We start from the raw sequence: 26250 nt of genomic DNA on the forward strand, positions 1-26250 counted from the left end.
TATAAACTATTCTAAAAAGCTTTAAATAATCATTACTACTTATTTTAATGCTTTGAATAGGCTTAAAATTTTAGTTCCCATGAATATTTACTCCAAGGTGCATACCTAATGAAAGTCCAATAGGAACATCTATGTATAGGTAAATATCATTAAAAAAGATTCCGAAAGAGTGTAATGATCCCCCACCAATCAATGTATTTCCCATTAAATGATTTCCTAGAAAATCAGGGGGAGTACAATTTCAGTACTTTTTCATGAGCTGCGTATTCCGGTTGATCATCAAGGGATGATAACTCTTTCAAGCCATATTTCCTTTCTAACGCCTTTAAAATTAGGTAATCAGCCAAGTGTGGATTTTTAGGTAGTAATGGGCCGTGGAGGTATGTTCCGATGCAGTTCTGGTAAACCATACCCTCTTCACTGTCCTGGCCATTGTTACCGTAACCTACTTTTACTTTTCCCAGTGCCTGGTGGTCATGGTAGGTACGACCCCCATGATTTTCAAAGCCCACTAGTGTCTCTGGATTAAGGCCTAAACTATTTTCAATGATTATATTCCCAATGAGCCGTCCTTCCTCACTACGGGTATGGTAATCAAATATTCCCAGACCAGGAACATCATTTCCATCTGCATCAATGTACTTTTCACCTAAAAGTTGATACCCCCCGCATATAGCCAGTACCGGGGCACCATCTTCAATCAGATCTCCCATCATACGTGTGTATTTTAAAAGGTGGGAGTAAACAATGTTCTGTCCACGATCAGATCCACCTCCAATAAAGAACAGATCACCTTCGTCCAAGGGTACTTCGTGATTCATGCTGAAACCCACCACCTCTACATCAATACCCCTCCACTGGCAGCGCTGACGTAGGCAGGTTACATTACCCAGATCACCGTAAAGATTCAGAAGATCCGGATACATATGATATATTTTCAGTTCCATGTTTTTCCCAGCAATATTATTTTTATTATTAACATATTAAGTGATATTGAAGTTATTTAATTAGTTTTAATACACTTTAGGTCATTAAATTAGTTTTAATATACTTTGAGTCATTAAATTAGTTTTAATATACTTTGAGTCGTTAAATTAGTTTTAATATACTTTGAACTTTTATTTAATTAGTTCCATAATGCTTTGAAGTTATTTAACAGGTTCAATCATTTTTTAATTATTCATTTAACGCCCTGGAAACTTCAAATTTTTCAGATACTCACGAATGTGTGACATTTTCTTACCTGAACCTTCTAAACGTGCCAGTACCAGTTCACGGGCCTGGAACACGGCGGTATAAGTTGGTAAGAGATAAGCTATTTCCACATCTTCATTTAGAAGTTTTTCTATGGCATTATCCATTTTATCATCCACTTCTACCAGTTCAACTGGTACTCCAGCGTATTTGAGTCTGAGTGCAATATCTTCAGCCCGGCGACCTGAACAGTAGATGTGGTTGATGTTTTTTATATTATTCATTTTTTCTACTTCAGCATCCCATATCCAAGAAACATCCTTACCATCAGCTGGGTTGTCGTTAAGCACAAATAACATGGATTTTTCTCGTTCATCCAGAAAAATGCTGCTTATGGTTTCACTGAGTCCAATGGGGTTTTTAACCAGTGCTATTTTAACAATTTTCCCTGGGAACTGGAAATTTTCCATCCGGCCCAGATGATACTCAAATTCTTCAATGGAATGAGCAACTTTATCGAGAGGAAGACCTACTTCCAGGGCAGTAGATAATGCCGCACAACAGTTATATGCATTGTATATTCCCTCGTAGGCAAAGGTTATATCCTGCATGTTTTGATTCTTATTCTTAAACTGGTAATGGTACTGATGATCCTGGTAATTTATCTCCGTAATCTGATAATCATAATCAGGATTGGAAAAACCACAATCAGGGCACTGGTAACCACCTAATTGTCCATAATTATAATAATCATAGTCTAGATAGCTACTGCAAGCGGGACAGAATCTTGATTCAACAATTCCCTGCTGGCAGCTGCTGTACTGGTTTTGGGTCACCCCGTAGTAAATATTCCTTTTATGGAGTTTACGGAAGTTTGAAACCAGAGGGTCATCTGCGTTAAGGATTAAAGTTGTATCCAATGATTCCAGAGATTCCAGGATGTCCTGAAATGCTTTTTCGATCTCACCATAGCGATCCAGCTGGTCCCGGAAGAAATTGGTCACCAGAACGTAGTCTGGTTTAAGATGTTCAGTAACCCTTTCAAATGAACCTTCGTCCACTTCGAAAACTCCCCAATCATACTCTTTTTTCCGGTCATGCAAAAAGGCACTTACCAGTCCCTGTGGCATGTTAGCCCCCCTTAAGTTAGAGAGAACTGAAGGATATTCCCTGGTTAAAATATGGGTGAGAAGGTTATTGGTGGTGGTTTTACCATTGGTACCAGTGATAATGATCTTCTTCTGGCAGCGGTCATTTACCACTCTCAGAATATCTGGATAAATGGTCATGGCCACTTTACCAGGCGCTGCACTAGCACTGCTTTTGAGAATTTTTCTGAGAACGAAAGACACTATTTTACCCGCAGTCACTGCAGAATAGTACCGGAATTTTGAATAACTTATTTTAAATCCCACCTTTATTAATTATTATAATTATATTTTCTTCAACTCATGGTTTATTTGCCTTCAACGAAATGGATACGTCTGGAAATCACTTCAAGATCTTTACCACTTCTACAGGATGTTTTACCATTTTCTCAAGATTTTTTAGCACATTTTCCATATTCTATGAAAAATTTAAGAAACTTATAACCTTCCATGATTTCATTAGAATTATTTTTAAAGCTATTTAAAACAGAAACTTCACTATATGCTTCTGTTTTATCTGCTTCGCAACCTGGGGTGTACACGGCATATGGAATTGGATCTGAAGTATGAGTTCTAATATCTATCGGTGTAGGGTGGTCCGGTAACACAGCCAGAGCATAATCATCTATTGCTGGGAGTTTTTCTCTTAACTTTCTCAGTATGCGTCGGTCAATGCGTTCTATGGCTTTTATTTTCTCTTGGATATCTCCAGCATGCCCTGCTTCGTCAGGAGCTTCCACATGAATAAATACCAGATCATGGTCTTCCAGGGCTTTCAAGGCATATTCAGCCTTACCACAGTAATCAGTGTCATAATAGCCAGTTGCCCCAGGAACATGAATATTGGTTAATCCCAGGTAAGTTCCAATTCCTTTGATTAGGTCTACTCCTGTAATGGTTGCACCTTTAAGGTTGTATTCTTCTTTGAAAGGAGGTAATTGGGGTTTGGGTCCTTGTCCCCATAACCAGATCATGTTAGCTGGATTTTTACCAGATTCAACCCTTTTCTCATTTAGGGATTGCTTTTCCAGAATATCCGAAGATTTATACATCAGCTGATTCAGGTCATCAGCTAGGTGCTTTAATGTGTCATTATTTCCTTTTAAAAGATGTTCCTGAATTGGTTCTCCTACAACATCATGTGGAGGAGTTGATTTGAGTAAAGATGCATTCCTATCATTATAAACGAATAGGTGGCGGTAACTAGTTCCCAGATAGAATTTCCCGTAACGTGAAAATGACTGATTTAAAGTCTCAATGAGCTGGGATGCTTCAGTAGTGGTGATATGACTAGCATTGAAATCAGCTAAAATGCCATTTTCGTTAGTTATTAAATTACAACGGAATGCCACATCATTCTTTTCAAGCCCAGCTCCGATACTGGCGGCTTCCAGTGGGCCACGGCCGGTGTAATATTTTTTAGGATCATAACCCATTATGGATAGATTGGCCACATCTGATCCGGGTTCCATCCCCTGAGGGACAGTTTTCAGCATTCCACAGGACCCATTTTTTGCTATAAAATCCATATTGGGGGTTTTGGCTCTTTGTAGGGGTGTTTCTCCATCCAGCTCTTTTAATGGCTTGTCAACCATTCCATCCCCAATAACAACAACATACTTCATTAAATTTATCTCCTTTCATCTCTGGTTTGTAATAGATTAAATCCATTAAATCAAATAAATGAATTTTTTAAGATAATTTTTTAGTTATAGTTTTTAAGATAATTTTTTATTTATATTTCTAAGATAATTTTTTATTTATGGTTTTTAAGATAGTTTTAGGTGCAGTTTCTAAGACAATCTTAATTTAGGAATTTATTAAGCTTAAAACTGATATTATGATGATTTATTAAAAAAAATAATTTTTTAAAAGTTTATCATTTCCTTATCTTCCAGATACTGATGATGTCACTTAAAATGGCAGAGGCGGTTTCCACGGATCCAGCACCTTTACCTACCACAGTCACATCATCTGCCAGATCAGTTTTAAGAGTGGCAACGTTAAGGGTACCTTCCACTGCAAAGGGTGATCCCTGGCGCACCAGGCGGGGTGATACTTCCAGAGCATCAGCTGAAGCTTCACCAATAAGTTTAATTAATAAACCTTCTTTCTTAGCCAGAGCGATCGATTCAGCGGTTATTCTGGATATTCCTTCAACTTCAACATCTTTAAGAGTTACAGGGAGGTTTAAAACAGAATTGGCCAGTATAACTATTTTACAGGCTGCATCAATACCCTCCACATCCTGGTATGGATCAGTTTCTGCAATTCCCATTTCCTGGGCTTCACTGAGGGTTTGTTCATAAGATGATCCTTCCTTAGCCATCCTGGATAAGATGTAATTAGTGGTTCCGTTCAAAATCCCGTAAATTGATTCTATACTGCATCCTGCCAGATTATCATGGGCGAAATTTAGGATGGGCATGGCACCGCCCACTGATGCTTCAAATTTAAATTCAACATCATTGGATTGAGCAGAACTAGCAAGTTCCTGGAATGACAATGCAAGGGGGCCCTTATTGGATGTAACCACATCTTTACCCTCTTCCATGGCCTTCAGGATATGGCTACGGGCGGGTTCTCCATCATCAATATCCGTGGGAGTAACTTCCACCAGACAATCGTATTCAACTTCTTCTAGAACTTTAAGACTGCTTACACCAGGAACACCATATTCTGGGTAAGACGAGATTTTGCCGGTTTCGTTTTTGGTTTTAAGGAGCAATTCTCCATCCAGACCATCTTCTTTTATGGCTGCCCCGGAACGGTCAGTCACTGCAACGATCTGGGGATTAAGATCATAGTTACTCTTCAAATAATCCTCTTTCATGGACAGAACACGGGCAACTCCCTGTCCTACTGCACCAAAACCTAAAATAATAATTTTCATGGGAACACCTACTTTAGACTCCATAATCCTTAAACTTCATTAATAACCAGGAAGCCCTTTTGATTCCCAACTTCTTTGATGTTTTTGAGCACTTCCTTTTTCTGTCCGAAATCTGCTTCCATAACGATCTTAGTGGCAGAGTTTCGGGGTTCATCAGACATTTTAAGATCCAGATCAGCCACTCTGACACCTTCCAACTGGTTTAAGAGGGTTACAGTGTCCTTCACATCTTCTTCCACAATATCCCCCACCAGAACGGTGGTGATCTGTTCCTTCCTCAGTACACCGTCCACTGCCATTATCTGAATATCTTTAGTTTCCATGGCATCCATAACCCGATCTAAGGTTTCTTTGTCTCCTTCTATGGTTATTTGGACTGGAACTGTGCCCCGTTCTGTTTTAACATCTCTCTGGTGTATAACTGCTACTATGTTTGCGCCTAATCTTCCCATGGGTTCAAGAGCTTCTAATAATTGTCCTGGAACATCGGGTAGATCCAGTACAAGGTTAAATCTCATTTTACCCACTTTCCTTTTTCAGCAATCAGATTACCTTCTTTATCCACATGGGCGTTGCGCATGATCTTGGTTGAGTCCTTCTCTTCAGCACAGTCTTCCCGGGATAGGTTAACGTTATCAACCATGTAATGGGTTTCTTCCAGTTCAGGTATGTCTTTCAGGGCTTCAGAAAAGCTCTGGAGTATCTCTTCGGCCTCTTTTTCAATCTTCAATTTTTTCACTCCCAAATTATTAAATTACCTTATTTTAGTTATTTTCATATATTCGTTTATTAATTAGAATTTCATTCTCAATTGGTAAGTTGAATTATTATTTTTTTTATATTGAATGTTTATCAATCATCCATATTATGAATTTAAATGTCTATAAATTTAAAGGATTTTTTCAATTTATCCATATATCCTGAGTCCTTTAACACCTTTTTTCTGAGGATTTTATGGATACCCGATCCATACTGTGCAGCTTTTTTAGGTCTTTTAACGATCTCAAAGGGCACACCCATCTGGTTAGCCACTTCCCTGAGGATACACTTACGTAATTTGTCATCTGGACCATTTATCTTGTAGTACATAGGTATATTCATGGCCATATTTATAATTTGGAGGTCCAGATAGGGAACCCTCAGTTCCACACTGCTGGCCATGGTTACTTTATCGTCACGCTCCAAGTTTACATGGTAAAGATTCGCCACATCATTCTGGAGGTCTTCCTGGGCCTCTTCACCTTTTTGCTGGTAAAAACTGAGGTATCGATGGTATCCTGCAAAGAGTTCATCTGCACCCTGACCAGACAAGATCACCCTTTGACCATGATGGTGGGCCATCTCCGCAGCCAGGTATGCGGTCATACCCACCCCTAATTTCATAACATTCCACTCTTCTATGGCACTTAATACTCGGGGAATGTATTCTCTTACCACGCCCTCATCAACCATTCTGATGTGAAGGGGAAGACCTATATACTCCGCTACTTTACTGGCGAAAACACGGTCTGGAGAACCTTCACTACCCACTGCATACAATTCAGTTTCAATCCCGAGATCAGCACATAGCACAGCCAGTAAGGTGCTATCAACACCTCCAGAAAATAAAATTCCCACCTTATCCAGGCCCCGGGTTCTTTTTTTCACAGATTCCCTGATATAATTTCCTAAAACCTTTTTAATCTCTTCTTTTTCTTTAAGATATTTTTTATCTGAAGTGACCCGAGTACTTTTGGAAAATTCACTTTCAATGGAAAAGTCATATGATTCGTTTTGGAATTGGTCTTCTACGCAGGAAGAGAAATTTTCTTTCCCTGATGATATTTGTTGTAATGATGATATTTGTGGTAGTGATTGTCTTTGTGGTAAAGGTACTAGTTCCTTATTATGTAACATAAAATTAGGTGGTAAGCTGTGGGTTTTATTTATTTTAACTTCCCATAATGCTTTTTTTTCTGATGCAAAACCAAATAAGCCATTTTCATCCCCATAATAAAGTGGTTTCACACCCAACGGGTCTCTAACTGCAACTAAATCTTCACCATCATATGCAGCGAAGGCATAATCTCCATCCAACTCTTCAAGAACCAAAGGAACAGTTTTTAATAGGGAACCTTGGTAGTGTTTTGTGAGGAGGGCTAAAACCACTTCAGAGTCACTGTCAGTCTTAAAATCATATGATGTATCTTCCAAATCAGAATGCAGTTGGGAATAATTGTAGATCTCCCCGTTACAAACCAGGATAATTTTCCCATTGCTCATTGGTTGAACAACTTCTGATCCCACAATAGACAGAAGATTGTGACCCAGTCCAATGTTACCGTGGGGTATGATCAAATCTTCCAAGTTGCCATGAGATATTTTACCATCTACAAAAACTCCAGATTTGTCAGGTCCCCTGTGTTTAAGGGTTAGTAACATATTATACAGTTTGTCACCAATATTTTCACCGATGATGCCAGTTATTGCACACATAAGACAACTAATCCCACAATTTTTTAACAGATTTAGAAGTGTATTAAATTAATTAAGTCTGAATCCACAAAATTATCCAAAAGACTAAAATCAATAAAATAAGGTTATTCCTAAAGTTAAATAGTGTTTGCTTTTATTTATGCTTTAATATCCTTTTTTTAATTTTATAACACAATTATTTATATACAAAATCTTATTTACACAGATTTTTAATTATATTAGACTTTAATCTTTTTTATAATTAATTAAATAATATTCAATCTGTCTAAATTGTAATTGATTTGTTATGATTTTAAGTTCAGACCTAAAAATTAGAATTTTAATTTATTACATGTCCATTCAATTATCAAAAAAAAATAAAAAGGGGAAAATGAGTTGTTTTTACTTCCTTTTGGACACCGATATTCCAGTGAAGATCATCAGTATTGCCATTAATATTCCACCAAGGGGTATTCCCGTAGTTTGCATACCAACGGTTTTTTCTGATGAGGTTGTGGGGGTGCTGGAATCAGTGGTCTTGGTAGTTGGATTTCCAGGTTCCGATACTGAATAAGGTGAAACTGAAGCAGTTGCCCGGTTATTGTCCGGATTTGGATCATAGAATCCTGAAGCCAAATTAGGGTCTGGATCAGTTATAACTGCCTCAACAGTCATCTGAACATTTGGAACCATAGCTTGCATTACTAAATGCATAACCTCCATGGTATTCAAGGCCATGTAACCAATACTCCACAAACCTGTGGTTGAATTAAATGAACCATTAGTATCATCTGATACATAGCGAAGTCCCGCAGGTGCTGTGAAATTCACTTTAGCATTAGGTGCATTGTCCGGCCCATAATTGTATGCAGTCAATGTAAACTCAACAAAATCCAGATATTTTGGATGTGCATCATTCACATTTATAGCAATACCAAGGTCAGATGCGGGTCCTATGGTTATGGTGGTGTTGGTTTCGTTGTTAGTACTGTTTTGGTCGTGGTTAGTTCCGTTTACTGTGGCGATGTTGGTGATGGTGGTGTTGGAGACCATTACTTGTGCTAAGATGTGGAGAACGGTGTTGGTGTTTTTTGTCAGGGTTCCGATGGTCCATATTCCTGTGGTAGGGTTGTATGCGTTGTTGCTATCGTCTTGGATGTACCTTAATCCTGTCGGCAATAGGTCAGTCACGGTTACTCCGTTGGCATTGTCTGGTCCGTTGTTGTGTACAGTTATGGTGTAGGTGATGGTATCGAGATATTCTGGTGAGGTTTTGTCAACGGTCTTAGTTATCTCAAGGTCGGATGCAGGGCCTACAGTTACAGTCACAGAATCATGATCATTACCTGGTTCCAGGTCATGTTCTGTTCCATTGATGCTGACAACATTGGTTATAGTAGTGTTAGATGCAATAACTCGTGCTACAATATGTAACACAGCACTGGTACCTTTTGCCAGATTACCAATATTCCAGACTCCATTTGCAGGATTGTATGAATTGTTAGAATCATCAGAAACCCATTCAAACCCTGCAGGTAACAGATCAGTCACATGAACATTGGTAGCATCATCTGGTCCGTAGTTATGTGCAGTTAGAGTGAACACAACTTCATCCATGTAGTTAGGTGTCAGGGTATTCACAGCTTTATCAATTCCCAGATCTGCATTTCCTACATCTAAACCACCCAAAGGCACACTTGCTTCTGCTTGTGCATGACCCAGGGTCAGGGTTAATAACTCATAACCTGGTATGATGTTGAGAAGTTCAATGTTTAAAGCATCCCCTGAAGCAAAGGCATGAGTACCATCAGGAGAAGTTATCTCTGTCTTATCACCCAGTGCTATTCTCAGCACTCCCGGAATTTGAACTACTCCATTTATCTGGAGTTGGTCCAAAATACTTATGCCGAGGAGTTTTATGTCAGCTACAGTCCAATCATAGATTGCAGAAGCTCCTCCTACTTCACCATTGGCAAACGCAGTTGCATGAACATCTAAAGCGTTTATTTCGAGTAATCCGCCGAGAACTAGTATATTGGCTGTGCTTCCAACACTAGAGGAACTTGTAAGGGCGCCAGTATCAAAATCGGGTGTCACGCTGCTATTGGCGTTTATAACTCCCAAGTTTATGATCTGGATTAAATTCAGTAAACTCAGTTGTAAAGATACTAAACTGCTCCCTCCGATTGCTCCTGGGGGGTTGGTACTTGAATCAGCAACTCCAACTAAAGCACCCACATTGAGTCCTAGTAGTTGCAATAAGCTAGGTAAATTGGATGGAAGTATTCCTCCAGTCACCAAACCCTGATCACCTGTCGAATTCACATTCAATAAACCAGCGAGTAAATCGCCGCCAAGCAGTCTGATTTCTAAGGGTATACCTTCACCTTCACTGTAAGGTATCACCTGGCTATCTACTCCTGCACTTGATTTTCCTGCGTATATATCCAGTAAAATTCCTGGAATCGCTCCTACGTTCAATACATAACTTGAAGCATTGCCACTGTAAGCTGGTAAACCATATAATCTGAAGTTTGCAGTTCCGTAAAGATTGGGATCACTGGGATTGGTTGCATTGGGGGTTACAGTTATTTCTTTTGAGTATGATATGTAACCTAACCTGATTGCTGCCACCTGGAATACTGTTCCGGGATTGTTAAAGTTCACATGATATGAACCATCGGCTCCGGTTGTTGTTTCCGCCATAAGATTGTTACCGGAATCCAATACCTGGATGGTAACTCCTCCTAACCCAAGGTCTGTTGAACCATTAAACACTGTTCCTGATATTATAGGGTCTATTGATGTTGCACTGTTGTTTTCTTCAGATATTGCAGTAATCGCCGATGAATGGATTTCGGAATTATCTGCAGTGGAACTGATGGAGTTATTGTCAGAATCTGCGGCACAAACAGCACTGCAAAGTATCACTGCTAGAAAAAATGTTATTAGAAGAGCTGCTCCACGTTTTTTGTATTTCAAATTTTTCACCTCCTTTTTCTTTACAAATGAAAACAACTGTGGTTAGTTATTTCCAAATGATAGTGACAAAATGATAATGGAAAACACCTATATCATAATTTTTTTAGTATTTTTATTACTAAATTAATATGGTATTTATTACTTGAATACTACTGATTTCATCAATATACATACTGTCATATTTAGATATTATCCAGTCCTATATAAATATTAACTAAAAAAACAGTTTTTATCATTACATAACTGCTATAATATTAGAATCTTAGCTCATAAGCACAACAATCTATTTGAATGATTACGTTCAGCAAACTGAGCAACAAAAATTAATGATATGTACTAGATCACGGTTCAAAGTTTAATAGATAAATCCTTTTAAATTCATCTATCATACCTTCAGCTTACTTTTTTAAAGCAGATTTTTTTTCAAAAAAAAATTAAGTAATACTATTAGAATAGCAACCGGGATAGAAAAATCACTGGATTTCATGAAAATAAAAATGAATGGAAAATCAATGAATAAATGTGGGTTGAAAGATTTATTATTGGCATTATCCAGTCATAGTAAATATTTAAAAATTTATAAAGCTTGTAAAACTAGGAGCGATAAGTTTAGGACAGGATAAGTTAATATAGATTGATATAAAAACATTACGATAGAATAACATCCTTCCTGCTGTAAAAAAACTTAAAATCAGTTCAATTTAATATTTAAGAAGTAAAGCGAAAGTTTAGAAGTAAAAAGGAATTCAAAAAAAATCCATGAATGTGGCCTTTGTGGGTGTACAGTTTATTCAACTAGGTGAGATGACATACAGGCGTCACAATCAGTTGGCATTTTTCCTTTTTCTTTGTGTAGCTGACAGAGAATTTCATCAGTCTTTACTTTTTTACATATTTGACAAACATGTGGTATTATATCCCTTTGAGTGTATTTTTCTTCCACCAGACCCTTGGCAAATTCTCGGATGAGGTTCTGGGTTTCATCATTGAATTTTATACCATGTCCTCTTTTATCACTGATATACTGAGAAACTGCGGGTTGAGTTATATCTAAAAGCTCAGAAATCTCCTTCTGTTTCATTCCCAGATTCAGGAGTTCCTTGGCCAGTTCAGATCTTATGGTGGGGATAACGTACCACACTACTATTTCACATGGAGGTCTCATTTTAATCACTAATTCCCCTTATTTTTACTATAATTTTATCAATCATTTCCGTATTTTTTTTATTATTATTTCCTTATTTTAATCCGTTTTTAAGTAATTAATTCATTAAATCCTGAGATATTTATTTATCAATACTTTTAGCACTTTCTTTTTAATTCATTAATCCATTTTTAAACATTTAACAGTAAGACATGTTTTTAAAAAGTTCTCTCTAATTTTCAGGAGTTATGTTTATTTTAAAATTTAATGTTTTAAAGGTATGTATTAATGCATATTGTATTGATTTTTAGTATTATTTGTGATGAATGTGAGTTAAATTCTTTATATTCCTGCGCCTTCTGAGAAGATTTCTTCCATCTCAGTTTTGCGGGTTAACAGGCCGTTAGCCTTCATCACTGTTGAGGTAATCCCAAGTTCTTTGATCTGGGCTTCCATTTCATCCTGTCGTTTTAAAAGTAAGTTAATAACTTCTGCCACAGGGTCCGGTAACTCCCCGTGATCTAAATCAATGGCGCATTTGCGTTCTTCCTGTACTACCCTTCCAGGTATACCAACGCAGGTTGAACCCGCTGGAACTGGTTTCAGGACAACTGATCCTGCACCAATTTTGGATGCATCCCCAATTTTAATATTACCAATGATCTTGGCTCCCGAACCTATGACCACACCATTTCCAATGGTTGGGTGTCTTTTTATCTTCTCCAGACTGGTCCCGCCCAGGACTACTCCCTGGTAAATCAGTACATCTTCCCCTACTTCTGCAGTTTCACCAATAACCACCCCCATCCCATGATCTATAAATACTCTTCTGCCAATGGTGGCACCGGGGTGTATTTCGATCCCGGTTAACAGGCGGTTGATGGTTGATGTTAATCGACCTAAAAATAATAGTTTGTGGTTCCAGAACCAACTGGCTAGTCTATGGAGCCAGATGGCATGTAAACCTGGATAGCAGAAGAATATTTCCAGAGTGCTTCGGGCGGCAGGGTCCCGCATACGTACCATTTCCAGATCTTCTCTTATCCTATCAAACATTACTTTTTCCTCCTGTGAAGTTCAAATCTAATAGTTTACTAATTAGGTTTTTTTAGAAAAATCATAAAATACATTCAACGCTTGATAAAGGCATTGAATGGATTTTTTACTATTATACTAACACTAATTTATATTTGAGGAATCGTGTCTTCGTAGGTTTTGTAAATTTCTTCGAAAACCCATCCAACACTCAGGTACCGTTCACCGGTGTCAGGTAGTATAACCACTATCTGTTTGCCTTTGTTTTCTTCGCGCTGGGCAAGTTCTACTCCTGCACGGGTGGCTGCTCCTGATGAAATACCTGCCAGAATTCCTTCTTCCCTGGCCAGTTTTAATAGATATGCTCCGGCATCTTCATCTTTAATGGGAATGACTTCGTCAATAAGGTCTGCATCGTATACTTCTGGCACAAATCCGGCACCGATTCCCTGTATTTTATGTGGTCCTTTTACTCCGGTGGATAGGACTGGTGATGTTGCGGGTTCTACTGCTACTGCTTTGATTTCGGGTTTTTTTTCCTTTAAAGCTTGTGCGAGGCCGGTGATGGTTCCGCCAGTACCTACTCCTCCCACAACGATGTCCACTTTTCCATCGGTGTCTCTCCAGATTTCCTGGGCAGTGGTTTCCCTGTGGATTTTGGGGTTGGCCGGGTTTTTGAATTGTTGAGGCATTACTGCGTTAGGTATTTCTGCAGCCAGTTCTTCGGCCTTTGCCACGGCACCAGGCATTCCATCTGCACCCGGTGTTAAGACTATTTCCGCACCGAAGGTTGCCAGAAGTTTTCTTCTTTCAATGGACATGGTGTCAGGAATGGTTAGTATTAATCGGTATCCCCTTGCTGCAGCTACAAATGCCAGGGCAATTCCAGTGTTCCCGCTGGTAGGTTCAATTAAAACTGAATCCGGTTTTATGGCTCCTATTTCTTCCCCGTGTTCAATTAGTGCTACTCCAATTCGGTCTTTAACACTGCTGATGGGGTTGAATGATTCAAGTTTTACTAATATTTCTGCATCTAAACCTTCGCTTATTCTATTTAACCTGACCAGTGGTGTGTTTCCAATGGTTTCTGTTATATCGTTTGCAATTCCTCTTGTTAATTCTGGTATCTTTACCATTTTTTCACCTTTTATTTTATATAACTCCACTTATATAACTATTGTTATACAACTCATTAAAATAATTGCATAACTATCGTTATATAACAATTGTTAACAAATTATTTAGTATAAATAGTTAACGATATTTAAACCGTAATTCAGTTCAAAATCATTGAAAAAGAAATTCAATAAAAATAAAATTAACCATTCTGTAGCACTGAATACAGTTTTTCCAGAGCATCTTCTATGAAAACAGGCATGATCAAGGGCCTAACTCCTCTATTTATCAGTTTTTTCTGGGCTCCAGGTCCAATCTGACTCACCAGCAGAATATCGCAGTCTGAAATTAATTCGATTGTTTCCTCTTTTAAATTCGGATCTCCACCACACCGGGGGGGCTGTTTCTCTAAGCTCAATGAATTCATGTTCTCCATTATCTTTAATGTCAAATATCAAAAACTTATCTGCTTTTCCAAAATGTTGGTTCACGTATTTTCCATCGCTACTTGCGGCTGCTACTCTAATGGGCATGTTTACTCACTTGCATTGAGTTAATTATTTTTTTTCGTTTGTATGATTCCTGCCAATTCCTTCAATGCATCTTCAATAAATGTTGGTGCTATATAGGGATCTATATTGTTTTTCAACAGTATGTCAATAGCCCCCGGACCGATTTGACCAGCAAGTACGGCCTGGCAGTCTGATATTAGTTTTACACTTTCTTCCATGGATAATTCACTGTGACCCTCCGTGCTGCAGGCAGGTTTATTTTCCCTCAACTCCAGAAACTTGTGGGTTCCATCATCATCTAACTCAAAAATCAGAAATTGGGAAGCCATTCCAAAATGCTGGTTGATGTACTTTCCATCGCTACTGGCAACTGCTACTTTTATGGACATTACTAACACCTTTTTTAATAATTTTATTTGTGATAAACACTAATTTATTTATTGTAGAATTGATTTATTCCTAATGTTTTTAACATAGAATTGATTTATTCCAAATTTCCCATTATTTTAAATAATTTCCCCATTTTTTCAGGGGAATATCTCTTTTAAAAAATTTCAGACACTAACTTTTATAAGTTAACCATAGTTATATAACAATAGTTATATAAAGTAGTTATACTTATTGAAGTATGATTTATAAAAAAACCAAAAAATCGGAGGAAAAAAAATGCCTGAAATAAAATTTTTATCAAATCTAGCAGATATAACTGGAGAAAAATCCCTGACCATTGAATACGATGGGGAAATATCCGGTTTAATTGATAATCTGGACACTAAACTTGAAGGAAAAGACTTTAAATCCACTATAACAGATGAAGCTGGTGAAATAAAGGATTTTGTGAAAGTCCTGGTCAATGGAAATGACATCAGAGGAACTGGTGGTTTAAGTTCTCCCATAAAGGACGCTGATGAAATAGTTATATTCCAGACTCTGGCCGGTGGTTAAATTTGAATATAGGGTATCTTTCCACTATCTACCACACATCATTTATTTTAAAAAGTTTAGGTAATAAATTCCTTGAAGGAATAGACACTGATCTTAGTTGGACTTTATTTCCCACAGGCCCGGCAATGATAGAGGCCTTTAAAACTGGTGAAATAGATTTAGGTTATATTGGACTTCCTCCAGTAATGATGGGGATAAACAATGGACTAAAACTTAAATGTGTGGCTGGAGGTCATGTGGAAGGTACCGTGATGATTTCTAAAGATTCATTCTCTTCTTTTGATGATTTAAGTAATGTTAATGAGGTATTGAACCAGTTTGAAGGGGAAAATATTGGAACTCCTGCCCGTGGTTCCATTCATGATGTTATCATACGGGATCTCATTCATGATCGAAATATATCCATCATTAACTACCCCTGGGCAGATTTCATACCTGGTGCCATTAGTGATGGTGAAATAAGTGCAGGATTAGGCACACCATCACTGGCTGCAGTGGCTTCTCGGGAAATAAATTCAAAGCTGATAATTCCACCCAGCAAATTGTGGCCCTACAATCCCAGTTATGGGATCGCAGTTAGGGAAGAACTCATAAAACGTGAACCTGAATTTATAACTGATTTTTTAATTGCACACGAAGCTGCATGTAATCTCATACGCAACCAGCCCCGCGAGGCTGCAGAAGTTGCTGCTGGTCAGCTGGGAAATATCGATGTGGATTTCATACTGAAAACCTTCCAGATTTCTCCCAAGTACTGCGCCAGTCTTCCAGAAGAATACATAAAATCCACTCTGGATTTTGTTCCGGTCCTTGAAAAATTAGGGTATCTGCAAAATAAAATAAAAAGGGAAGATATTTTCGATTTGAAGTTCATTCAAGAGGTTCATCCAGAACCTTCGCACTACGATCTTCCTTCTGATACTGCTGGTTCAAAGAACTAATTTCCTGGTCGAAAAGAGTTAATTTATTGGCCAATCCTCTAAAGTAGGGTATGTAAACCCGGTGGAGGGTTAAACGTTTTGGATTTATATTGTTCTCTTCCAGGACTTTTTTTAAGTGTTTGACTTTTTCTTTTAAATGTGGATACATCAGATCATCAGGATATTCTCCTAAAAATATACCATCTGCACCCTTTTGGAACGCGTATAAAATGTGTTTTGTCATTAAACGGTTTGATGATGGGAGCTTGATTATCCGGATAGATTCAGGATAGGTTATCTTGTTAATACCCATGTTGTCGGCTGCCAGGTATCCCACACTGTCCAGGAAGGTGAGTATTATGCGTTCACCCTTTTCTTTTCCTTTAAGAACACCCGAAATAATGCCGAATAACTTTTCATCAGCATTACCACTAATGCTGATAGCCTCCTCAGGGCACTGTGAAAGACAGATTCCACATCCCTTACAGGCAATGGGGTCAATACCCATGTTATCTTCCTGGATGTAAATGGCCTTGTACTTACAGGTATCTATACATTTGTTGCATAAATTACATTGGGACGTGTCAATGGTTGCCACGAAGGGATCCACCTCCAGATCACCATTCATTAATTCTGCAACCTTAGCGGCTGCAGCATTGGCCTGAGAAACACTGTCAGTAATATCTTTAGGCCCCTGGGCTGTTCCGCAAACGTAAATACCTTCCACATCGGTGTTGACTGGTTTTATTTTGGGGTGGATCTCTCTGATGAACATATCCTCGGTTAGACCCACGTCCAGTAATTCTCCCACTTGTTTGGTTCCTTCTGAGGGTTCCATTGCTTCTGATAGAACTACCATATCGGTTTCGATTTCCAGTGGACTGTGCTCGAGGCTTTCTTCCACCCTCACCACCAATTTATCGTTTTTCCAGGTAACTTCCCCAGCTCTTCCACGAATCAATTTAATACCTCTATTTTGACCGTAGCGGAGGTATTTCTCGTACATTCCGGGAGTTCTCATGTCAGTGTAACAGATTATGACTTCAGTTTCAGGGTAGTAATGTTTTATGACATTGGAATGTTTCATGGCCACCATACAGCATACCTTGGAACAGTAAGGATTGCCATCTGGCTTATCATCACGGGAACCAACACACTGTATCATTACCACTCGCTTTGGAACCTGGCCATTGGATGGTCTCTGTAGCTGTCCCTCAGTGGGACCATTCACTCCCATGATTCTGGCCAGTTCCATCTGGGAAACCACATCCTGGAATCTTTCATACCCATATTCCGGTCTTTTGGATAAATCAAACCTATCATGGCCAGTGGCGATAATCACTGATCCCACGTTGATTGGCATGACCTCTGTTTCCATGGAAAAATCAATGGCATCCATTTTACATGTTTCCTGGCATGCTCCGCACTGGATACAGTTCTCATCATCAATGGTGTAGACATCTGGAACTGCCTGGGGGAATGATTTGTAAATGGCTTTGCGGATGGTCATGTTTTCATTCCAGGAGTTGGGTACTTCCACTGGACATGCTTCGGCACAGCTTCCGCAGGCAATGCAGCGTTCAGCCTTTACAAATCCTGGCTTTTTTTCCACTATTAAATTGAAGTTTCCTGCCTTACGTTCTGCCCTTAAAAGTTTGGTTTTGGTTAGAATTTTGATGTTTTTATTTTCCACAGCCTCGTTAACCAGTGGGTTTAAAAGGCACATTGCACATTCTTCTGCCAGTTTTTCTGGAGAAAAGACCTTACCAATTTTAACCATGGATCCGCCAATGGTGGATCGCTCTTCAATGATCCTGGTTTTTATTCCCTGCCTGGCCAGTGAAAGTGCAGTGGTGATTCCAGAGATACCACCACCAATAACTGCAACACTTTTTTTGGTGCGTCGCAGTAACGGGTCAATGGGTTCTGAATATTTGGCCTTTTCAATGGCAGCCACTGTTAATGAAATGGCTTTGTCAGTTGCTTTACCTGTGTCTGAGTGTACCCAGGAACACTGCTCACGGATGTTGGCCATCTGCATCAGGTAGGGGTTCAGGGGTTTTACATATTTCTGGAAAGTTTTCTCATGGGTAATAGGTGAACATGCCGCCACCACCACCCGGTCGAGGTGTTTGTCTATAATTGAATCTCGGATGAGTTTACGGCCATTTATAGAGCATAGGTTTTCAAATTCTTCAACCACTGTGGCATCTAATGATGAGCGAAGTTTTTCCATGTCCACGTTATCTGAGATGTTACCACCGCAGCGGCACAGGAAGACACCCACCCTCAGATTTTGCTTGGCAGGATTTAAATTAAAATCATTTTCATTCAAATTAACCAATCTCCTTAAAGGATTGATGGATTATACTGGATTAATCAAGGATTATATTTGAATTATTTTTTTCCAATTCTAAAAGATTTCCCTAATTTATCAGATCTTCCAAGATTTTTCCCTAATCTATTATATTTTCCCAAGATTTTTCCCAATCTAAAATTTTCCCATCCAAAGATGAGAACACATTATTTAATGATCTATCTTTACTTTTTCAGAGTTAATGGGACTTTTAACCGGTTCAATACCCAGTTTTTTTAGGAGTGGTTCCACCGGAACAGTGTGGGTCTGAATTCCCAGCACTTTGTAGGGGTCAGCCCCCATGTTCAGAGCTAAAAACTGGGATATGTTAAGGTGGAATATGTTGAATTTCTCACCCAGTTTCTTCTCAATAACTGGCTGGTAACGGTCAAACTGCATCTGGCAGTTGGGGCACATGTGCAGCATTATATCGGTCTGGTTCTCCTTAAGACTGGTGAGCTTTTCAGCGGTCACACTGAGTGAAAGCTCATTGTTGGTGAAACGCTGACGGAAACCAGCACCACAAGTAAGGCGTTTTTGATCATACCATTCTACAGTATCCACACCACAGGAAGCAGTCAACTCATCAAGGAGTACTGGATGTCTAACTCCACCAATGGTGTCTTCATAGTGCACTTTACAGTAATGGCAAGCATGATGGGTGGCTATATTGAATTGAGAGAAATCAAGCTGCTGAGTGAGATCTTTGAACATATCTCTTTTATTGTAGAGAATCTCAGCTGCATGGAAAATATTTTTATGTGGGTCTATGTCCCCCTTATGGTAGACCATTTTACCCAGGCCTGCTTCTTCCAGGAGTCCATTGATCTTTTCCCGTGCTTCATCATCTTCATTCAGGATTTCTGCAGATTTTTTTAAGATAGCATAACAGGTGGCGCACATCACTGCTATATTTGGGTTACCAGAATCCTTTGCTACCCAAAAGTTCCTGGCAGCCAGAGCGGTGGTTGAAAGCTGGTCAAAAAGATCGTAGTAATGTCCCAGACCAGTACAGCAGGATTGGCGTTCATCACGATGGTATCCTACTCCCAGTTTATCAAACAGGAAGGTAGTTGATGATTCCACACCGGGATATTCCACACTTACCAAACATGTTTTGAATAATAGAATATTTTTATCAGGTATTTTCTTCATTTGGATCCCCTTATTTTCCCCATTTTCTTGGTGAATCCAGTTACATTGAGAATTTTATCTATTTCTTCAATGGATTCTTCAGGTAGTGTAACTTGTCCCAGTCCCAAATCCTTTCGCACGCTATCAAGGTTCATTTTGAGATCAAGCCATTCTGGTCCAAAATCATTGACCAGCACATCAAAAAATGCTGCAGGGATGGAACCTATTCCAATCTCTAGAAAGCTATCTCCGTAGGTTAAAAATGCAGCAAGTCTTTCTGTCTGTTCACCTTTATTAATTGCCATTTGCCTTAATATTTGGTTCACCACACTGGCACTGTTGTTGGCGGGGCAAACACTGTTACAGGTGTAACAGTAGAAACAGTTCCATATATTATCATCAAAAACAACACTTTCATCCCCGTCAAGCACTCTTTTAACCATTTCTCGGGGGTTGTAATCACTGTAACGCGCTCCAGGACATAGTGAAGTACACATTCCGCACTGGATGCATTTAAACAGTTCAAGGGAGGGTGATGATTTTAAATCGCTGATTACCTCATTGGCAAGTTTAGAGGAATCTTCATTAAGCTTAAGAGTTCTCATTACAAATTTACCTCTTTTTGTGAATTGTTAATCTCTTCTTAAGTGATGGGCTTTTTAAGCCTTATAAATATAATCCATAATTTTTAATAATTACAAATTATTACTCTAATTTTTAAATTACAGTACTATTAACCTAATTAGTTGATATGAAATGCATAATTTTCATTTCCCGGTATTTCATAGAGTTACATTTTATTACCTAATTTTAATTACCCGTACTTAATGGATTTTGTTAATTTAGTGGAGTGATTAATTTTTTAATTCAAGGGCATTATGAATTATATTTTTAGCCAGTCTTTTAGCCAGAGAAGTTATGGTTAATATTGGTGGTCGTCCTGGTGCCTGAGGGATAACACTGGCATCAGCAATGAAAAGACCAGTTATCTCAGTTTCCAGTGATGGGTCCACTACTTTACCCATGGCTGCAGTACCGCCAGGGTGTGCTCCTCTGAGGGGCGTGGCAACAATAGAAGAAGGATCCACACCTACTTCAGTGAGTATTTCCACAGCTTTATCATATCCTTCAGTTAACAGTTTCAGATCGGAACTGGTCAGAGGTTTGGTAACAGAACCATCCTCGTTCAGGGAACCATTGGCTTCATCTGCAATTTTAACCATTAAACCCACCACATCATTATTCCGGGGATTGAAACCTTTTTCTGCTATTAATGTAACCAGCTGGCCAGAGAAGTGTGGTGATATGAAGTACGCTCCAAATTCAGATTTAATTCCCATGGGTAACTCCTGGCTTAGACCTGCATCTTTTAGGAAGCCACCCACTGTGATGAATAAATCAGTGAAAAGACCCTGCCCCACTCCATCTGTGATCTGGCTATTTTTTAAAATTCGGGGGGTGTTCAGTGCTCCTGCTGCCAGTACGACCCTCTGGGCATGGTAGGTTTTGATATTTCCATCCCTATCTAAACCCTCTACTCCCCTACACTCTCCTTCACTGTGCAGGATTTTTACTACTTCAAAGTCGGGTACCAGTGTTGCTCCTGCATTTTTAGCATCTTCAACAAAGCTGGTTGCATCCCATTTTGCTCCGCGTGTGCATCCCGCGATACAGAGTCCACAGTTATCACACTTGTAATAATCAATGAATTTAGGCATGGGCTCAACAAAGTAGCCCAGTTTCTCAGTAGCATCCCATATTTTACGGGTCACCGGACCAGTCAGCTTCTGGGGAAGTGGACCGACATTCATGTCCCTGCTGGTTTCCATGAGTTCTTCAAATAATTCCAGATCGTGGATCTTGAACTGAGCGGTGGGAGAGTTAGAATAACATGTTGTACAGGCGTAACAGGCATTGGCCAGTGAAACAGGGGTGGTTCCACCAACACCTTCAATGTACATCAGTTCTCCTGCGTACTTCAGGAATTCATATTTTTCAGATTGTTCATTAAATTTTTTACCATTCTCTTCTTGGTCTAAAATTTCTTTTTGGTCTAAAATTAATTTGGCAGTTTTGATTTTTCCAGCTGCAGTTCCTGATGGTATAAAGTCTCCCTTCTCCAGCATTAAAACATCAAGACCTTTCATTGAAAGTTCACGGGCCACAGTTGATCCACCGGCACCGGTTCCCACTACAATAACATCGTATATCATGATATTCACTTTAAAAATGTGATAAATTTTCAGTATTGTTAAATTTTCAGTATTATTAAATTTTAAATTATTAATTTTTAATCTGGGAATTACTTATTCTTTGAGTAATTCCCTGCTTTTTTGAAAATTAATTTTTCCTGTCTTCTATAACAATGTTTAGATCATTCAATTTGCTCCTGATTTCATCGGAAAGCTCATAATCCTTCTTTTTGCGAAGTTTTTCCCGGACATCGGTGAGAATATTCACCAGCTCATCAGTAGCATCGCCATGAGATTTATTTAAAACAAATTCAAAACCTAAAATATCGCCAATATCGTTTATAAATTCTTTAATATTAATCAATGTATTTTTGGAAACGTTTAATTCATTTATTTCCCTGTTCATATCTCTTATGAAATCGAAAAGGGATGAAAGGGCAAATGGTGTGTTAAAATCATTGTCCATTGCTTCCAGGAAACTTTCCCTTGTTTCACGGAGTAATTGGTCGTGTTTTGTATCATGTTTACCAGTTTCTGGAATATCACTTTCCAAGAGATCTTCCATGGTTTCTGTTAGTTTGTATATTCTTTTAAGCCCACTTTGGGATTGTTCCAGTATTTCCTGACTGAAATCTATGGGGCTGCGGTAATGGGTTGATAAAACAAAAAATCTGAATACCTCTGGTGGATATTCCTGCAGCAGGTCTTTGATGGTGATGAAGTTTCCCAGGGATTTGGACATCTTCTCTCCCAAAACATTCAAAAAACCGGTGTGCATCCAGTAGCGAACCATGGGTTTTTTCCCGGATGCGGATTCCATCTGGGCTATTTCTGCCTCATGGTGGGGGAATATGAGATCCAGACCTCCACCGTGTATATCATACTGTGGTCCGAAGTATTCCTCGGTTATGGCAGTGTCTTCAATGTGCCATCCCGGTCGTCCCGGGCCCCAGGGAGAATCCCAGTATGGTTCTTCATCCTTTTTTTTCCACAGTGCAAAATCTCCAGGGTTGCGCTTACTGGTGTCCGGGTTGATTCGGTGAACATTTAAATCCTCAATGTTACGGTTGGAAAGTTTACCAAAATCTTCAAATCGGGATTCATCAAAGTAAACTCCACTATCTGTTTCATAGGCAAATCCTTTCTCCAGGAGTGTTTCTATCTGCTTAATGATTTCTCCTATGTGTTCAGTGGCCCGGGCATAGAGGTTAACATTTTCCACACCCATGGACTTCATATCCTCTATGTATTTTTTCTCAAACTTCCTTGCCAGTTGAAAGGTGTCTTCCCCAGTTTCTCTGGCCCGGTTGATGATCTTGTCATCGATATCAGTGATGTTTTGCACGTAGAAAACACTGTAACCCCTGTATTTCAGGTAACGGGCGATAACATCAAAAGATATATAGGTCCGTGCGTGACCTATGTGTGAGTTATCGTAAACTGTTGGTCCACAGACAAAGAGCTTTACCCGGTTTCCTTCACGCGGCTTAAAAATCTCTTTCCTTCGGGACAAAGTGTTGTATACGGTTATCATAAAATCACTAAAATTTTTCGGATAGATTCATAAAATTATTCGATGTAACTTATTATCAAAGATATAACTTCTTATAAAGTTTATATATGGCTTATTATCAATTGGGTTCTTGTTAAATCTATCTTTTTATTAAATATAGCTTTAGCTGTTAGTTGTTTAATAAATAAAAGGCCAAGATTGGGATTTGAACCCAAGTATCGTGGTCTGCAGCCACGCACCTAGCCGCTCGGTCATCTTGGCAAAAAACGATTATGAAAATTTGGCAATTTTTCAAGCTGCATTACAAACATTAACAATTGTTATATATAAACATTGCCCCTGTTTTTCAGTCGATCCAGAAAATATTCTGTTGTTATATCAATTTAACAGAAATCATTTAATGAGGATTATTCGATAATTTGGGATGTTTCAGGCAAAAATTGAATAAATATATTTAAATATCTATTCAACTTTTAATATCTATTAACTTTCTCAATATCTCATCAACTTCTCATTTTATCCCTTAATCAACCTTTTTCCCAGCTTCAGGACCTGGTTGTACTGAGTATATTTCAGTTAACTTAACCACAATGGCTGCTTTGGGATTCAATTTGGTCATAACATTCTGGGCCCATTCCACTACTTCATCAAAGATCTTACCTGACTCAAAGATCTCAGCAGTCCCCTTGAACTGGTAGGGGTTTTTCTGGGCGTCCTTGGTTACAATGGCAACGTTGGGGTTTTCTTCAATGTTTTTTCGGGTTTTGTTCATGTAGTTGTCAGCGATTAATATGCTTCCATTATCAATGGGCCTGGCAAAGCCAATTGGAACCACATTGGGAATACCTTCACTGCTGGCAGTTGCAAGAAATACTAAGTCTTTTTCAATTGCGTCCATCATTTCTTCAGTCATAGTCATTGTATCACCAAAATTTATATAACTATTGTTATATTATATAAGTTATGTTATATATAATATTAATTTTCCCGGTTGATTTAATTTACTCCGCTGGGGTGGTGGTTAAAATTCGGAAAAACAGCTGTTAAACTAAAATTGAGGGACAAAGTTTAAATAGTAAAATAATATAACAATTGTTATATTTTCTATGGGGCCCTTAGTATGGTTCGAAATGAAGTTAATAATACTAAGATATCCTCGGAAAATTTGGAAAACTCCATAATGTGTTTTAATTAATGTAAAATAATTACAATGGAATTATGGGGAAAAATGGAACGTAAAAACAACGGAGAAAACAGAATGACAGAAGAAAATAAGAAAGAATATGGTTTAAGTACATTGGGGTTGCACGTAGGGCAGGAGGAACCTGATCCTGCAACAGGAGCACGAGCAGTCCCTATTTACCAGACTGCCGCCTATGTATTTAATGACACTGAACACGCAGCCAACCTATTTGGCCTGAAAGAACTGGGTAATATATACACCCGTATCATGAACCCTACCAATGATGTGTTCGAGAAGAGAATTGCTGCCATTGAAGGTGGAAATTCAGCACTGGCAGTAGCTTCAGGAATGGCTGCAATCACTTACTCCGTTTTAAACCTCAGTTTACCCGGTGATGAAATATTATCCGCAGACAACCTCTATGGGGGAACTTACCAACTTTTCAATTACACCCTCCCTGAATTAGGTAGGAAAGTCAACTTCGTGGACTCCACCAAACCAGAAGAATTTGAAGAGGCCATCACAGATAAAACCAAGGCAATATTTGCAGAATCACTTGGAAACCCAAAACTGGACGTTCCAGACTTTGAAATTTTATCAGACATTGCCCATGAAGCTGGAATTCCGGTAATCGTTGATAATACCAGTGCAGTGGGTCTAGTTAAACCTATAGAGCATGGGGTGGACATCAGTGTATTATCTGCAACCAAATTCATCGGAGGACATGGAACATCCATTGGTGGAGTTATAGTGGATTCAGGTAACTTTGACTGGAGTAACGGGAAATTCCCAGGATTTACAGAACCAGACCCTAGCTACCATGGATTAGTCTACTGGGATGCATTTGGAGACTTCCCAGGTCTTGGAAATGTAGCCTACACTTTCCGAGCAAGAGTAAGATTATTACGTGATTTGGGAGCACAGGTAAGTCCATTTAACAGCTTCCTGTTTCTGCAGGGATTGGAAACACTGGATCTTCGTGTGCAACAGCATTCCCGAAATGCACTTGCAGTTGCCAAATTCCTCAAAGACCATCCCAAGGTCAACTGGGTTAGCTATCCTGGACTTGAAGATGACCCAACCCATGAAGGCGCATCTAAGTACCTTAAAAATGGATACGGAGCACTACTGGGATTCGGTGTTAAGGGAGGTCTGGAAGCTGGTAAACAGTTCATAGAAAACGTGGAACTACTCTCTCACCTGGCTAACATTGGAGATGCCAAGAGCCTGGTTATACACCCCGCATCCACCACCCACCAGCAATTAACACCCGAAGAACAGGCAGCCACTGGTGTAACCCCTGACTTCATCAGACTATCCATTGGACTGGAAAATATTGAAGATATTATCGGAGATATAGACCAGGCACTAGCACGTATTGATGTGTAAAATCGCATGTATCCATGTGTAAAAATACTGTTGATAATGTAAAAATTGTAAGCTTGGAATGAACTGAATATGGAGAATCCTGGGGCAAAAAATGAATAGAATAAACTATAAAACTAAAGGTACACCTAAATGTGGGATAA

General features: G+C 38.9%; 24 protein-coding genes and 1 tRNA gene. 4 read left to right on the forward strand and 21 right to left on the reverse strand.

From position 1 onward, the window contains the following. Window positions 1–224 precede the first annotated feature (224 nt). From A994_RS10535 to A994_RS10570, 8 genes are all read right to left on the reverse strand, one after another. Window positions 225–947 (reverse strand): type 1 glutamine amidotransferase, encoded by a 723-nt coding sequence (locus A994_RS10535; protein WP_004031563.1) that lies wholly within the window; start codon window positions 945–947, stop codon window positions 225–227. Between the two features lie 237 nt (window positions 948–1184). After that, window positions 1185–2609, reverse strand: coding sequence for a Mur ligase family protein (locus A994_RS10540; RefSeq protein WP_237739735.1), 1425 nt, complete (start codon window positions 2607–2609; stop codon window positions 1185–1187). 122 nt (window positions 2610–2731) lie between these two features. Further along, the gene (locus A994_RS10545) at window positions 2732–3967 is read right to left on the reverse strand and encodes a cofactor-independent phosphoglycerate mutase (RefSeq protein WP_004031565.1); all 1236 of its coding nucleotides are present in this window, start codon (window positions 3965–3967) and stop codon (window positions 2732–2734) included. 254 nt (window positions 3968–4221) lie between these two features. Next, a complete protein-coding gene (locus A994_RS10550; protein ID WP_004031566.1) occupies window positions 4222–5235 on the reverse strand; it encodes a homoserine dehydrogenase in 1014 nt (337 codons plus the stop codon). A gap of 29 nt (window positions 5236–5264) precedes the next feature. Further along, window positions 5265–5753 (reverse strand): hypothetical protein, encoded by a 489-nt coding sequence (locus A994_RS10555; protein ID WP_004031567.1) that lies wholly within the window; start codon window positions 5751–5753, stop codon window positions 5265–5267. Then, window positions 5750–5965 (reverse strand): Asp-tRNA(Asn) amidotransferase subunit GatC, encoded by a 216-nt coding sequence (gene gatC / locus A994_RS10560; RefSeq protein ID WP_004031568.1) that lies wholly within the window; start codon window positions 5963–5965, stop codon window positions 5750–5752. Before gatC ends, A994_RS10555 begins: the two co-directional genes overlap by 4 nt. Before the next feature lie 143 nt (window positions 5966–6108). Further along, entirely contained in the window at window positions 6109–7710 is a 1602-nt protein-coding gene (asnB, locus tag A994_RS10565) for an asparagine synthase (glutamine-hydrolyzing) (protein WP_004031569.1), read from the reverse strand. Between the two features lie 381 nt (window positions 7711–8091). Further along, on the reverse strand, window positions 8092–10671 hold the full coding sequence (locus A994_RS10570; RefSeq protein ID WP_004031570.1) for a carboxypeptidase regulatory-like domain-containing protein: 2580 nt from the start codon (window positions 10669–10671) through the stop codon (window positions 8092–8094). Between the two features lie 485 nt (window positions 10672–11156). On the opposite strand from A994_RS10570, the gene A994_RS13565 reads away from it, so the two are divergent. Then, the gene (locus tag A994_RS13565; RefSeq protein WP_237739736.1) at window positions 11157–11294 is read left to right on the forward strand and encodes a hypothetical protein; all 138 of its coding nucleotides are present in this window, start codon (window positions 11157–11159) and stop codon (window positions 11292–11294) included. 164 nt (window positions 11295–11458) lie between these two features. Here A994_RS13565 and A994_RS10575 read toward each other — a convergent pair whose 3' ends face one another. The 6 genes from A994_RS10575 to A994_RS10595 form a co-directional block, all read right to left on the reverse strand. Next, the gene (locus A994_RS10575; RefSeq protein WP_004031571.1) at window positions 11459–11836 is read right to left on the reverse strand and encodes a transcriptional regulator; all 378 of its coding nucleotides are present in this window, start codon (window positions 11834–11836) and stop codon (window positions 11459–11461) included. Between the two features lie 321 nt (window positions 11837–12157). Further along, window positions 12158–12871 carry a serine O-acetyltransferase gene (gene cysE, locus A994_RS10580; protein ID WP_004031572.1) on the reverse strand — a complete coding sequence of 238 codons (714 nt, stop codon included), beginning with the start codon at window positions 12869–12871 and terminating at the stop codon, window positions 12158–12160. A gap of 128 nt (window positions 12872–12999) precedes the next feature. Further along, complete coding sequence (gene cysK / locus A994_RS10585; protein WP_004031573.1) at window positions 13000–13986, reverse strand: cysteine synthase A; 987 nt, start codon at window positions 13984–13986, stop codon at window positions 13000–13002. Window positions 13987–14168: 182 nt separating this feature from the next. Further along, complete coding sequence (locus tag A994_RS13635) at window positions 14169–14315, reverse strand: NifB/NifX family molybdenum-iron cluster-binding protein (RefSeq protein WP_272942743.1); 147 nt, start codon at window positions 14313–14315, stop codon at window positions 14169–14171. After that, window positions 14248–14499 (reverse strand): NifB/NifX family molybdenum-iron cluster-binding protein, encoded by a 252-nt coding sequence (locus tag A994_RS10590; RefSeq protein ID WP_272942742.1) that lies wholly within the window; start codon window positions 14497–14499, stop codon window positions 14248–14250. Before A994_RS10590 ends, A994_RS13635 begins: the two co-directional genes overlap by 68 nt. A 20-nt stretch (window positions 14500–14519) precedes the next feature. Next, on the reverse strand, window positions 14520–14867 hold the full coding sequence (locus tag A994_RS10595) for a NifB/NifX family molybdenum-iron cluster-binding protein (protein ID WP_004031575.1): 348 nt from the start codon (window positions 14865–14867) through the stop codon (window positions 14520–14522). Between the two features lie 277 nt (window positions 14868–15144). On the opposite strand from A994_RS10595, the gene A994_RS10600 reads away from it, so the two are divergent. Continuing rightward, complete coding sequence (locus A994_RS10600) at window positions 15145–15423, forward strand: MoaD family protein (protein ID WP_004031576.1); 279 nt, start codon at window positions 15145–15147, stop codon at window positions 15421–15423. A 2-nt stretch (window positions 15424–15425) separates the two neighbouring features. Next, complete coding sequence (locus A994_RS10605) at window positions 15426–16364, forward strand: ABC transporter substrate-binding protein (protein WP_048204223.1); 939 nt, start codon at window positions 15426–15428, stop codon at window positions 16362–16364. Here the strand turns inward: A994_RS10605 and hdrA are convergent. From hdrA to A994_RS10640, 7 genes are all read right to left on the reverse strand, one after another. Beyond that, window positions 16294–18678: a ferredoxin:CoB-CoM heterodisulfide reductase subunit HdrA gene (gene hdrA, locus A994_RS10610; protein ID WP_004031578.1), complete on the reverse strand. Its 2385-nt coding sequence runs from the start codon at window positions 18676–18678 to the stop codon at window positions 16294–16296. The genes A994_RS10605 and hdrA overlap by 71 nt on opposite strands. Before the next feature lie 192 nt (window positions 18679–18870). Further along, complete coding sequence (gene hdrB / locus A994_RS10615) at window positions 18871–19854, reverse strand: ferredoxin:CoB-CoM heterodisulfide reductase subunit HdrB (protein WP_004031579.1); 984 nt, start codon at window positions 19852–19854, stop codon at window positions 18871–18873. Further along, the gene (gene hdrC / locus A994_RS10620; RefSeq protein ID WP_004031580.1) at window positions 19851–20438 is read right to left on the reverse strand and encodes a ferredoxin:CoB-CoM heterodisulfide reductase subunit HdrC; all 588 of its coding nucleotides are present in this window, start codon (window positions 20436–20438) and stop codon (window positions 19851–19853) included. Before hdrC ends, hdrB begins: the two co-directional genes overlap by 4 nt. 249 nt (window positions 20439–20687) lie before the next feature. Beyond that, window positions 20688–22046 (reverse strand): GMC family oxidoreductase N-terminal domain-containing protein, encoded by a 1359-nt coding sequence (locus A994_RS10625; protein ID WP_004031581.1) that lies wholly within the window; start codon window positions 22044–22046, stop codon window positions 20688–20690. A gap of 127 nt (window positions 22047–22173) precedes the next feature. Then, window positions 22174–23559, reverse strand: a complete 1386-nt coding sequence (gene cysS, locus A994_RS10630) for a cysteine--tRNA ligase (RefSeq protein WP_004031582.1) — start codon at window positions 23557–23559, stop codon at window positions 22174–22176. Between the two features lie 169 nt (window positions 23560–23728). Next, a tRNA-Cys gene (locus tag A994_RS10635) sits at window positions 23729–23799 on the reverse strand. 262 nt (window positions 23800–24061) lie between these two features. Then, window positions 24062–24457, reverse strand: a complete 396-nt coding sequence (locus A994_RS10640; RefSeq protein WP_048204224.1) for a pyridoxamine 5'-phosphate oxidase family protein — start codon at window positions 24455–24457, stop codon at window positions 24062–24064. A gap of 339 nt (window positions 24458–24796) precedes the next feature. Between A994_RS10640 and A994_RS10645 the strand changes: the two genes are divergently transcribed. After that, window positions 24797–26110, forward strand: coding sequence for an O-acetylhomoserine aminocarboxypropyltransferase/cysteine synthase family protein (locus A994_RS10645; protein ID WP_004031584.1), 1314 nt, complete (start codon window positions 24797–24799; stop codon window positions 26108–26110). The last annotated feature ends 140 nt before the right edge of the window (window positions 26111–26250 follow it).

Source organism: Methanobacterium formicicum DSM 3637 (assembly GCF_000302455.1).
Classification (GTDB): domain Archaea; phylum Methanobacteriota; class Methanobacteria; order Methanobacteriales; family Methanobacteriaceae; genus Methanobacterium; species Methanobacterium formicicum_A.

Excerpts from the sequence above, each read along its gene's own strand:
- A994_RS10535 (WP_004031563.1), bottom strand. The coding sequence starts at position 947 with ATGGAACTGAAAATATATCATATGTATCCGGATCTTCTGAATCTTTAC.
- A994_RS10545 (WP_004031565.1), bottom strand. The coding sequence starts at position 3,967 with ATGAAGTATGTTGTTGTTATTGGGGATGGAATGGTTGACAAGCCATTA.
- A994_RS10550 (WP_004031566.1), bottom strand. The coding sequence starts at position 5,235 with ATGAAAATTATTATTTTAGGTTTTGGTGCAGTAGGACAGGGAGTTGCC.
- A994_RS10555 (WP_004031567.1), bottom strand. The coding sequence starts at position 5,753 with ATGAGATTTAACCTTGTACTGGATCTACCCGATGTTCCAGGACAATTA.
- asnB (WP_004031569.1), bottom strand. The coding sequence starts at position 7,710 with ATGTGTGCAATAACTGGCATCATCGGTGAAAATATTGGTGACAAACTG.
- A994_RS13565 (WP_237739736.1), top strand. The coding sequence starts at position 11,157 with ATGAAAATAAAAATGAATGGAAAATCAATGAATAAATGTGGGTTGAAA.
- A994_RS10575 (WP_004031571.1), bottom strand. The coding sequence starts at position 11,836 with ATGAGACCTCCATGTGAAATAGTAGTGTGGTACGTTATCCCCACCATA.
- cysE (WP_004031572.1), bottom strand. The coding sequence starts at position 12,871 with ATGTTTGATAGGATAAGAGAAGATCTGGAAATGGTACGTATGCGGGAC.
- cysK (WP_004031573.1), bottom strand. The coding sequence starts at position 13,986 with ATGGTAAAGATACCAGAATTAACAAGAGGAATTGCAAACGATATAACA.
- A994_RS10590 (WP_272942742.1), bottom strand. The coding sequence starts at position 14,499 with ATGCCCATTAGAGTAGCAGCCGCAAGTAGCGATGGAAAATACGTGAAC.
- A994_RS10595 (WP_004031575.1), bottom strand. The coding sequence starts at position 14,867 with ATGTCCATAAAAGTAGCAGTTGCCAGTAGCGATGGAAAGTACATCAAC.
- A994_RS10600 (WP_004031576.1), top strand. The coding sequence starts at position 15,145 with ATGCCTGAAATAAAATTTTTATCAAATCTAGCAGATATAACTGGAGAA.
- hdrB (WP_004031579.1), bottom strand. The coding sequence starts at position 19,854 with ATGAAGAAAATACCTGATAAAAATATTCTATTATTCAAAACATGTTTG.
- hdrC (WP_004031580.1), bottom strand. The coding sequence starts at position 20,438 with ATGAGAACTCTTAAGCTTAATGAAGATTCCTCTAAACTTGCCAATGAG.
- A994_RS10625 (WP_004031581.1), bottom strand. The coding sequence starts at position 22,046 with ATGATATACGATGTTATTGTAGTGGGAACCGGTGCCGGTGGATCAACT.
- cysS (WP_004031582.1), bottom strand. The coding sequence starts at position 23,559 with ATGATAACCGTATACAACACTTTGTCCCGAAGGAAAGAGATTTTTAAG.
- A994_RS10640 (WP_048204224.1), bottom strand. The coding sequence starts at position 24,457 with ATGACTATGACTGAAGAAATGATGGACGCAATTGAAAAAGACTTAGTA.
- A994_RS10645 (WP_004031584.1), top strand. The coding sequence starts at position 24,797 with ATGACAGAAGAAAATAAGAAAGAATATGGTTTAAGTACATTGGGGTTG.